This is a genomic window from Streptococcus sp. GMD6S (assembly GCF_000297015.1).
Genome location: NZ_AJRH01000284.1, coordinates 1 through 10491, shown reverse-complemented (window position 1 = coordinate 10491; position 10491 = coordinate 1). Strand labels below are relative to the sequence as shown.

The window sequence follows — 10491 nt, the reverse complement described above, 5'->3', positions numbered from 1 at the left end:
ACCAAGGCTTTGAGGGCCGCAAAGTTTTGGGCGAGACCGATAGAAACGATAATCTGAGCTAAGGATTTTAGTCTCGTTTTTCCAATCAAAAAATGTTGAGCATTTAGTTCTGAAAATCTCTAAGAAAACAGATGCAAGACAAATTTTCTTATACTCTGCTACAAGTTTTTTACCCAACTGATGTTATTGTTACCAAATGTCTCCATGATGACTTCATTCGATTTACTTGTCTTCTCCTTTGTTATGTAAGATGTCTTCTTTGACACAAAATATGCTTTTTTCCTATAAAAAAACACTCCTATCTCTAATTTACCAGTTTTCAATAGGGAGATTTTCTTATATCTCATTTTATGTAGTCAATCCCCCGCGTGTGCGGGAAAAACTTGACTTGTTTAAGGATAGAGTAAACGTGGATAGGATCATCCCCGCGTCTGCGGGAAAAACTTGCTTGATGGCTACAAAGGAAAAATTGGTGGAGGATCACCCCCGCGTGTGCGGGAAAAACTGGGCCATCTATGAGATGGGGCTAGATAATCAGGGATCACCCCCGCTTCTGCGGGAAAAACATAACTTCCATAAAGCGAATACAAGCATCTGTAGGATCACCCCCGCGTCTGCGGGAAAAACAGAGGGATTGTCCAGCTTGTGGATGTGTCTACAGGATCACCCCCGCGTCTGCGGGAAAAACAGAGGGATTGTCCAGCTTGTAGATGTGTCTACAGGATCACCCCCGCGTCTGCGGGAAAAATAAACATGAAAGCCAGTTCAATTCCTGTATCCAGGATAGGATCATCCCCGCGTGTGCGGGAAAAACTCCATTGATAAGCTAAAGTTGCTAAAAATACTGGGATCACCCCCGCGTGTGCGGGAAAAACCAATTCTTCATCTTTTTTAAGAAGTGAACTTAAGGATCACCCCCGCGTCTGCGGGAAAAACAGTGGAGCAGTCAAACCCAATCGGCTTCTATCAGGATCACCCCCGCGTGTGCGGGAAAAACGTAAGGATTGCAGCACTTGAAACGTCTTGCGTAGGATCACCCCCGCGTATGCGGGAAAAACTCACCCTCATGGTCATTGATAGTCATAATCATGGGATCACCCCCGCGTGTGCGGGAAAAACCTACCGTCATTCTTACCGATGACCAAGCCCTCAGGATCACCCCAGCATGTGCGGGAAAAACAAAGGCATTAAAAAGCCCTCTTTACTATACCCAGGATCACCCCCGCTTCTGCGGGAAAAACCACGGTTTCTATTTCAACGGTCAGAAGCAAATGGGATCAATCCCACGTCTGCGGGAAAAACACAACCATTCAAAAGGTCATTTTCTTAGACCCAGGATCACCCTCGCATATGCGGGAAAAACTTACTTGTTTCTTTCTTATTATCTTCAATCGTAGAATCACCCCCGCGTGTGCGGGAAAAACTTCAAGTGCCTTGATTTGCTTATCCTGGTCTTGGGATCATCCCCGCGTGTGCGGGAAAAATATATCAGACATCTTGAAGATGGTAAGAGTCTTGGGATCACCCCCGCTTCTGCGGGAAAAACGGATATCCACCCCGTTCGTACAAGTGAATTGTGGGATCACTCCCGCGTGTGCGGGAAAAACATTTGACTCAATATGGGAATGTCAATCGTGTTAGGATTACCCCCGCTTCTGCGGGAAAAAACCTGCCAAAATGACAAGGATGCTGACTGCACCGGGATCACCCCCGCGTGTGCGGGAAAAATAGGCTATAATCAGTCACCAAACGGAAAGTCACGGGATCACCCCCGCGTATGCGGGAAAAACAGATTGGCAAAGAATATCGCAAGAGCAGTGGTAGGATCACCCCCGCGTGTGCGGGAAAAACTGTTCTACGTAAATAAAGCTGACACGATCACTTATTTTAGGAAGTTCTCGCAGAGATGTTTTCTTCGTTCCACTTTTTTTTACCATGATTCGTTTCCCAATGGAATAACGGTCATTAAACCAAAACCGTATGCTTTTTTCTTTCCCATTCCTTCAGTCAAAAGCTTCTTAAAAAGATCTGCATCACTAACTGTTAAGACCCCTTCATAAACAACCTTTATCAATCGGATAGGTTTAACAGCTTTTTTAAACACCTCATAACCACGTTCAACGATTGAAAAATCTTCTTTTATCAGTGAGAATCCATTTTTGTCAGAGCGTTCTACTAGATAATTCATCTGATGTTCACTCGTAATATGAGGTTTTACAATACCTCTTTTAAGATTATCTGGTGATACTAAGGAAATAACTGGATTAAGCACCACTCGAAATTTCATTCGGCTACCAGTATAGATGTTATCTAAAAATTGTTGATAATCCTTGGTTTGAGCACTACCAGCAACCCCATATTTTTCTAATCCTTGTAAATCAGGTTTATTTTTACTAACAATAATCAGGTAATCTTTATCTTGGATACGATCTATACGCCATAATTTTCTTGTTCGAATAGATTGTTCCATTTCTTCTGGAAAACTCTCTTCTACCCAAGCATGATATGCGCCTATATGTGTTAAGCGCCTAATTTTTCGGCGATTGGTCCGATCAATTTCTACTCTTGAGATATACATACCATCAATCTCCTATACTCTTAAAAACATCATGTGCCGTATTTTTATCTCGAAACGAATTCCGAACTTGAACCAGTTCTCTAGTTTCATACCTATAGCCAAATCTTCTCCCCTTTTGTGAAAAAGACTTGACAACATCTTGTCTCAATTGATAAATACCTCTATCGGTTAAATGTCTATCAGAATAGATTTCTAAAGTTACGGCATCCATAAACTTTCTCTTCATAAACCATGGTGAAGCTTGCCATTCAAGAGTTCTCAAACTTTCAACTGCTCCAATCTCAGTTTCACCTAAGATAAAATCTGCAGTCAACGGCAGAGCCCTTCTTCCCATAAATGGTTGGAAATAGGGATTTCTCAAAGCTTGTAAAATCATTTCCAAAAACTGCTCATTATTATGAGAAAGAGCCACTACAAAAACAGCATCTTCTAAATAATAACGATTTGTGACATAATTTCGTTCAAACTTTCCTTTTTCTGTATACTTCTGTGCAATATGAAAATCTCTGAGTAAATTTCCTTGTTGATCCACTCGAACTGCAAAATCCAGCTCGTTTAAACGAACAATTTTTTCATCATCGTCTCGACGATATCCTAGACTTGAAGCAATCAACCCAATAACAGAACTCTTAGAAGGATAAAAATCCGTATGTCTTGTTTCGAAATGTGAACTTGTCCCCCAAGATTGCAAAGGACCAGCAAATTTCAACAAAATAGTCTTCATGCCATTCACCTATTTTTTGAGGAATTGTTCTAAGGTTTCCGAAAAATCTTTTAATAATTCTGAAACTGAATATTTTTCCTCACCAATTTGTTTTAAACTCTCATTTTCATCCAAAGTCACATAGAAAGTCAAAAGTGGTTTATTCACGAATTTTTCAACTCTTGTATACTCTTTAGACAGTTTTTCAATAGATTTCGCCACATAACCATCTGTTGATTTAACTGGTTCTTCAAAAGCACTGACAAGATTAACAGGACGATCATCACGCAAAGAAACGATTAGAGCCTGCGGTAAAGTTTGATTGGCAAAAGTATTCACTTTTCCTGTCGGGAGGGAATTTGCAAATGCTTCGATGAATAAATTCAAACTGTTCTTTAAGGATTTCTCATCCTCTAGTTGTTTTGATAATTCATGAATCGCAACATTGGCATAACGATAGAGCGTAGAAGAGTTAAATTCGATGGTTCCCAGCATACCTGCACCTGCATTATCCTCTGGAGCTAAATCATCAATAGCAGTAAAGAAATCAAATTCAGTTTGTACAGCATGTGTTGAAATAGCATGAGCAACTTGAGAGGAAGCATCCTCGTTTAGAACTGGATCTTCAGCTACCATTCGACCGAACATAGCAACATCAATGGCTGGATTTGAGTTAGCTAGTTTTTGAAGTTCCTTTTTATCAGTCAGATTTTCATAGGCTGCTTGAGCTAATTTCTCAGCTTGTCTATCCCCCATAAAGTAAAGTGCCTTGACTTTACCTTTTTTCTTAATTCCAGTAGCTATCAAGACTGTATCTGCTTTGGTTAGTGCATCTTCAAAACTGATAGAATTATCTAGTTCTACAATTTTACCCGCAACATACCTTACAATGTCTTTTGTTCGGACACCGACATTTGACTGTTCTCCATAAGTATTAAAATAGTCTCTTATAGCTCTCTTCCAAGCTTGAGAACTCACGCGCGATCTTTTTACGCCACCGTACTGAGCAGTCTTTGGGCTACCTGTATCATCTCTATTCATATTTGAAGGTGGTAAGGTTTGTATAGCATGAATATCTAAAAATAAGCGTTGGTTAGTTGTCATTGTGTTTTTCTCCTTTGATTTGTTTATAATATGATCTTGCCCAATTTAGGCGAAGATTTTCTTGTACATTTTTTAAAAACCAATACAAGTCTTCAGCTAACTTAGCATAATCAACCTTTGTAGCAGGAGACTTTGTTTTGAGCAACATCATCATGTGGCGTAAATGGTAGATCAACTCTTCAAAAGTTGATGATGTAATCATAACATTGAACCTTCTGTCAATGGCTGTCGTGTCATCTCCTTTTCGAAGTTGACTAAGAGCAGAACCGATATTTTGATAAGTATCGGGCTCATCTAACATCACACTGGTTGAAGTTCCTTGTTGATGTAAGGCGTAAAATTGGATAGCTGTATAAATCGCTAACTCCTCATAGCTAGGCTGCTGGTATGAATTGACGAACTCCTCTGGTAAATGCTCAAATAAAATCGGCCAGATATCTGTTGCATCGCTCAAGGGTTTACCCAACGTTTTTCTAATTTTGGCCAGTGCGGCTTTACTCAATGGTGACTCCAACTCATAACTCAATTGTCTAATAATTCTTTTTGTGACAGAACCAACTGTCTGTTTGGATTGTTCCAACACACACACCTCCTATTTTAATTGTTGATGAAGCAAATATTCAAATGAATTATAGGCAGTTGCAATATTTTTTATTCGACCATCTTTTTCAATGCCGAGGTAGTCCCTAGTTCCTCCGTGACCTAAGATGCTCTTTGCTTCAGCTTTAACCATTTTTTTCAGCAAATCTCTCCATTCTTTGATTTTAGGATCCTTTTCATCATCTGGTAGGATACTGGATAACCATTCTCGAAAAGGGTGATCGATTTTGAAATAGAGCATTTCAACCATCTGATTAGTATAATTGTTGTTTGAGATATTCCTGATTTCTTTTAGTTCCTCTATATAGCGTTTATATACTTTGGAAATGACAGTTTTTGTTTCTTCTACCACCTCATTAATACGTGGTACCCAACCACTCTCATTAAAATCCGCCAAAACTAAATCATTGATAAGTATAGAGTCAATAACTTCATCAGTTGGAAGCCATGAAGTAGCATTTCCATCATCCTGCATACTAATGGAAATAATATTAAATAATCTATTTCCTATTATGTCACCTATATCTCCGAGCCAATCAATAATTCCCGGTTTTCTAAAGTGCCCTGTTCTATCTTCTACTGCTAGCAAACCAAATGACCGCCACAACGATTGATTCAAGAGATGTTTCCTAGGAGTATAGCTATCTTTATTTTCTCCTGTAGTATTATATTTCCATGTTGTCATCGGCTCTAAAAAATTGTCCCGATGATTAATTTCGGGTAATTTTACAATCTCAAAAGAGAAAGGCTTATTTAAATCATATTCTGGATCAATATAAATCCCTCTGCTCCAAATCGTATACAGATTAGTTAAATCTGTACATTCACTACCAAACAAATAGCGATTAATATTATCAGAACTAGCAAATTCCCAACAGGGACATTGAATACTTTCTAAATTACCATGGTCATAGAATGGCAAGATACAATTTAGTAACAGCGTTTCAAATAAAGAAGTTCCCTGTATAAAAACTGCCCCGATATCAAACAACCAGCCCTTTGACACTTTATATTTTTCTTTTCCAAAAATAACTTTATCGGATAATCCTGAGTACCCTTGAAAAGTTAAAAGCCATCGTGTAACTTCGGAAGCAGTCAGTTGTTCTTTATTTTTACCATTCTTTGGGGAAAATAAGGCTAACTTATTCTCACTCTCTGAAATCGTTCTATTGATATTTTTCCCAGAGATACTGCTTGCTTTTGCTTTACTAATTTTGTCTGCTACAATATCCTCTTTTCTAACTTGAAAAAATGGATATTCCTTATCAAATAAGTAAAAGCGATCCCGCCATTTTTCTAGGTAATGACTAACAATGTCTGGGAACTTACCACTTTCCCAAAGATCTTTCCATGTATCATATAAATCATCCTGATAGTCAGCAATATCAGATTCTTCCACAGGCTCAATTTGTTTAAACCGCTCATCTACTGCCAGATACTCATAGACATTACCATCTGCATCAAAGCGTGAAAAGACAGTATGTAACACAGCCAGCAAAACTCGCAGCACAGCAAAATCTTGCGTTTTTGTATCTCCTGCTAAATCTTTGTACTGATGAGCATTTATAAATAATTCCTGCAAGGAAACTTCTTTTGTTGTTCCTTTTTCATCATAAACGACAGAAATCCAGGGTTCATCTAGTAAATTAAATCGACTCATTCTTATTTAACCTCTCCGTTGTAATCCCATATTTTTTATCATATAAGAGTTTAAACCCATTGAGAATAAACTCATTGTTTTCATCAAAAATAATCCCGAGAGCTCCTTTTAACCACGATGAATTTCGCCATTGACTTAAATAGCTGTTGTTATACCTTTCAAGCTCTTCAATAGTTTGATCGATATTATAGCCCTTGGATAAACTCATAGGAAGTCGTAAAGTATTTTGTGCTACTTTTTTAGCGACCAAAGGATTATCAATATTCTGAGATATATCTTGATTTTCAATAAATAAGCTATAGCCATCAGACATTTTTTTTAAAGCAATCACTTCAATTGTATCTTCAACATCACGAACCTGAGCATTAGATTTTTCTTCACTATCGTTTGGATGCAGGTTCTTCAACCAACCAATCAGACTATTGTTTCTATGTCTCGATATTTTTAAGACAGGATCATTGATACGGTATGTTCTTGCCTTTGTTTCCTTATTCTTAATCGTGACATCATGCTCCGTCTTAGCATCTAAATATTTTTGCTGAAATTCCTGACTTGAAAACTCAATTGTAAAATCTGGACTATAAACTTTCTGGACTAATGGTGAAATATCATCTGGCAATCTCATGATATCTGGTAAAAAGTGCTGAGTTCTGGCTAACAGATAATCACCATAAACAAAACTACTTCCTTCTTCAAAATCCAACTCTTGGGAAGTTCCTAAAACGTAAAACCTAGCTATTTCATGCTTTTGAGGCCGTTCTATTTGGTGTCGATGAAGTCGTCCAATACGTTGTATTAGCAAATCCATAGGTGCCAGATCACTTATCATCACATCGAAATCAATATCCAAGGATTGCTCAATCACCTGAGTTCCAATGATAACTTTCTTATGTGGACGGTCTACATTTTTTCCGATTTGTTGTAATAATTCTTTCTCTTTTTGGATTCTTTCGGTCGCAATAAAACTGGAATGAAGTAATTCCACCATATCATCTCCAAAAATTTCCGAAAAGTTTCTTGCCAACTCTTGGGATCTTCTCACTGTATTGACAATGATTCCAACTACTCCACCGCCCTCAAGGGCATCTTTAACAGTTCCCAATAACTGCTCTTCTTGTAAACGAATGATGTGAATGTCTTTTATGTTTTGCTTATTGAATGTTGTAACTTGATAAATCTCTGAGCCATCATTATAAGTGATTAAAGGATAAACGTCTGTCTTTAATTGGTCCGTATTTTCAATATCTCGCCATTTGATCCCCATCCCAGACATATAGCTTTTAAGGATATTTTCTCTTTGTTGAGAAGGTAATGTCGCTGACAAAATGACTACCGGAACACCATAGGCTCCCATCCATTTTATCGCCTCCATCAAATATTGACTCATATAAGCATCATAAGCGTGAACTTCATCAATAATAACAACCTTTTTACTAAAACCTAGATGACGCAAAGCTAAATGTTTTTGTTTCAATGCTAACATTAAGAACTGATCAACAGTCCCCACTACAAAATCATCTAAAGCCGAAGTCTTTCTCCCAGAAAACCATTCATTAATGATAACGCTACCATTTTCTATATCATCAAAATTAAATGTATTAGCTTTAAGTTTTAAAAAATCTTCGTTTAGAGCTGCTTTCCCGTGTACCAACTGAATAGATAGTATGTCTTCAGAATCATCCTTTAAACTTTCAACCCATTTTTCAATACGATTAAAAATCCCATTCGATGTCGCCTGAGTTGGTAAACCAAAAAAAAGACCGCTTCTTCCCGTCTTAGTAGCTAACTGCTCTGCTGTAATCAATGAAGCTTCTGTCTTCCCTAACCCCATTGGTGCTTCTAGAACTACAATCCCAGGTTTAGATATTTGAGTAATAACATGAGATAAGGTTGATTGAACATTATTAGGTTCAAATCCAAATCTTTCCTTATAAAGACTATCTGGTTTTGAGATATATTTAGGTTGCCACAAACTAGTTTTTTTCCACCTTTCAAACCCATCTTGAAGGCGTCTTAACTTATCTACCTCCTCTTTTTCATTGACACTTAATAAAGGAAAGTAGTACTCATTACTAGCGATCCAGTCAGCCATAATCAGCAATCCTGATAAGATAACTTGAGCAGGCTGTTTAATTCTAGGAAGCTCTCTCACAGAGTCAAACCCCAACTCATCTAAAGCACCGTTGAAGATTTCTTTTTGAACCAAATCCCAATTCTTATGGATAGCACTCTCCTTACTTTCATTTTGAAAATAGTTTGAAAGATAGCTCCCTTGATTTTTTACATCCTCAATCGTATCAATCGGTCGTCCATGGTGTCCACCAATAATAGTCGAAATATCCTCTTGAACACCATAACTAGATAGCAAATATTGACCTGCAAGGCTGTGATGACTCTTTTTTGGTGATGATAGTTGAAGTGAACTAATTTTAGTAAATCCTGACTGCTCCAATTTTTCTAATAGTTGAATATCCAAATCATCTGAATTTGCAAATCCTCTTTGAGTTTGAAAGGCTGGAGTTGCTTTCCCGATATCATGAACAGCAGCTAAAAATTGTGCAAGTCGTTTCCCTAAACCGCCATCATGTGTTACTGAATCCAGAGAATCCTCAATCAGTTTTTTTTGCCCCTCACTTAACCAATGCTCCCAGAGAAGTCCAATTATATTTTTTGTATCTTCTAGATGCTGAGACAAGGGTAACCAAAAAAATCTACCATTTTCTTCCTTTTTCTTAGCCCAAAGAGTATCGGACTTTTTCTTAGACATGCTTCATCCCCTCTTCATCCCATTTTATATATTTCCATTTTATACCTAAAAGTTTTAAAATACAACAACAAACATGGAAGGGGTTACAAAAACATGCTGTTTTCTAAAGTAGTGTAAACATAAGAATGGGAAAATCCTTTTTAGAGGAGTTTTAAAACATTACTAGAATGATCTTTATTACTATAAAACCATTCACCATAGAATTGCTTCACTTCCATACCCTAAAGTAAGAAATGGATGATATTTCCCTTAAATTAACTGTAAAGGATTGTATTGTTGAAAATGGGTACATTCTCTGTGATTCAAATATCAAAAAAAGAGAGAATAATGTAATCCTCTCCTGTTCTTCGTTATATGTGAGACTTTTCAATTGACAATGAACTTGTTTTCCTTATGTTTCATTCTTTGAGACTAATACCACGGTTTCAACTGGCTAAGACCGCCAGACTTTTAAATATTGCTGAGCTGTCTCTAAGTTAAAGGTTTTATCTGCGATGAGGTGCTCAACGAGGGGAGTAACTTCAGACTCACTAGCACCTGCTAGGAGAGCTAAGGATTTGGCCTGTAACTTCATGTGACATCGCGGCTGAAAAAGAGGCGGCAATCAAGAATCGTCTCAAGTTGATCAATCTACCAGCAAGCCTTAAGAAAGCGAAGTTGGCTCAGATTGACCTGGATGATCTAGGACGTTTACCGATTTTTGAGAGACTCTATTCCTTTGTTGACCTTTACCCTAGTATCCGAAAAGGCCTCTATCTTTACGGAGATTTTGGTGTTGGTAAGAGTTTTATGATGGCAGCCTTAGCTCATGACCTATCTGAAAAACGTGGGGCATCAACGACCATTCTCCATTATCCAAGTTTTGTCATTGATGTGAAAAATGCCATCGGTGAAGGATCTGTGAAGACCTTGGTGGATGACATCAAGTTAGCAGAGGTCCTGGTCTTGGATGATATTGGTGCAGAGCAGTCGACACCTTGGGTACGTGATGAGATTCTCCAAGTCATTCTTCAGTACCGCATGCAGGAAGATTTGCCAACCTTCTTTACTTCCAACTTTAATTTCCAAGATTTGGAAAA

General features: G+C 37.9%; 6 protein-coding genes and 2 pseudogenes. 1 reads left to right on the top strand and 7 read right to left on the bottom strand.

Features of this window, described 5'->3' with window-relative positions:
• Positions 1–1930 precede the first annotated feature (1930 nt).
• The 7 genes and pseudogenes from cas6e to GMD6S_RS12470 form a co-directional block, all read right to left on the bottom strand.
• Positions 1931–2578: a type I-E CRISPR-associated protein Cas6/Cse3/CasE gene (cas6e, locus tag GMD6S_RS10590; protein WP_000275970.1), complete on the bottom strand. Its 648-nt coding sequence runs from the start codon at positions 2576–2578 to the stop codon at positions 1931–1933.
• Between the two features lie 4 nt (positions 2579–2582).
• Complete coding sequence (cas5e, locus tag GMD6S_RS10585; RefSeq protein WP_000849181.1) at positions 2583–3302, bottom strand: type I-E CRISPR-associated protein Cas5/CasD; 720 nt, start codon at positions 3300–3302, stop codon at positions 2583–2585.
• A 9-nt stretch (positions 3303–3311) separates the two neighbouring features.
• Positions 3312–4385 carry a type I-E CRISPR-associated protein Cas7/Cse4/CasC gene (gene cas7e / locus GMD6S_RS10580; RefSeq protein ID WP_000210568.1) on the bottom strand — a complete coding sequence of 358 codons (1074 nt, stop codon included), beginning with the start codon at positions 4383–4385 and terminating at the stop codon, positions 3312–3314.
• A complete protein-coding gene (gene casB / locus GMD6S_RS10575; RefSeq protein WP_000893380.1) occupies positions 4375–4968 on the bottom strand; it encodes a type I-E CRISPR-associated protein Cse2/CasB in 594 nt (197 codons plus the stop codon). The genes cas7e and casB overlap by 11 nt, the downstream gene beginning before the upstream one ends.
• 9 nt (positions 4969–4977) lie before the next feature.
• Positions 4978–6645, bottom strand: a complete 1668-nt coding sequence (locus tag GMD6S_RS10570) for a type I-E CRISPR-associated protein Cse1/CasA (RefSeq protein ID WP_000086038.1) — start codon at positions 6643–6645, stop codon at positions 4978–4980.
• Entirely contained in the window at positions 6632–9412 is a 2781-nt protein-coding gene (locus GMD6S_RS10565; protein WP_000038364.1) for a CRISPR-associated helicase/endonuclease Cas3, read from the bottom strand. Before GMD6S_RS10565 ends, GMD6S_RS10570 begins: the two co-directional genes overlap by 14 nt.
• A gap of 433 nt (positions 9413–9845) precedes the next feature.
• Positions 9846–9989: pseudogene (locus GMD6S_RS12470) on the bottom strand (hydroxymethylglutaryl-CoA reductase, degradative); the annotation flags it as partial.
• Between the two features lie 2 nt (positions 9990–9991).
• On the opposite strand from GMD6S_RS12470, the pseudogene dnaI reads away from it, so the two are divergent.
• Positions 9992–10491 (top strand): annotated as a pseudogene (dnaI, locus tag GMD6S_RS10560) (primosomal protein DnaI); the annotation flags it as partial.

What these genes read in the sequence shown, in the direction of transcription:
- cas6e (WP_000275970.1), bottom strand. Translation starts at nt 2,578, where the DNA reads ATGTATATCTCAAGAGTAGAAATTGATCGGACCAATCGCCGAAAAATT.
- cas5e (WP_000849181.1), bottom strand. Translation starts at nt 3,302, where the DNA reads ATGAAGACTATTTTGTTGAAATTTGCTGGTCCTTTGCAATCTTGGGGG.
- cas7e (WP_000210568.1), bottom strand. Translation starts at nt 4,385, where the DNA reads ATGACAACTAACCAACGCTTATTTTTAGATATTCATGCTATACAAACC.
- GMD6S_RS10570 (WP_000086038.1), bottom strand. Translation starts at nt 6,645, where the DNA reads ATGAGTCGATTTAATTTACTAGATGAACCCTGGATTTCTGTCGTTTAT.
- GMD6S_RS10565 (WP_000038364.1), bottom strand. Translation starts at nt 9,412, where the DNA reads ATGTCTAAGAAAAAGTCCGATACTCTTTGGGCTAAGAAAAAGGAAGAA.